The organism is Ochrobactrum sp. SFR4, assembly GCF_019730395.1.
GTDB lineage: Bacteria > Pseudomonadota > Alphaproteobacteria > Rhizobiales > Rhizobiaceae > Pseudochrobactrum.
On record NZ_JAAPBB010000370.1, the window covers coordinates 1 to 358 of the forward strand.

At 50.0% G+C, this 358-nt stretch carries 1 pseudogene; it reads right to left on the minus strand.

Going from position 1 to position 358, the window contains the following annotated elements:
* Positions 1 to 36: 36 nt before the first annotated feature.
* Positions 37 to 358: pseudogene (locus tag HBA93_RS19410) on the minus strand (PBSX family phage terminase large subunit); the annotation flags it as partial.

Below are 358 nucleotides of genomic sequence, written 5' to 3' on the forward strand. Positions count from 1 at the left end.
GTCGTGCTGCAGCATTTGCCATAGCTCGGATTACATTCATCGGTGCCTCTTAGTCAGGAACATGCCAGCGGACGGAGCCTTATCACGAGGTGCGAAGGCCATTACAAATGCATCTGCCTTATTGGGAGAAGGCACATCGCGTTTCTCGAGATCCTTCTTACTCTCAACTTTTGACCGGCCGGAGTTATCAAAATCTTTGCGCGGGATAGAAAGTTCATCAATGAGACCGTCCAGATGCTCACAATCGCTCGAGATCGCGATCAGGTCGTCCTCATCAAAGACCTCTCCTTTGGTTACCGCATTATAGGTATTGCGAAACCTCTTTGAGACGCTCCACCATGCCTGTGCTTTCAGGTTG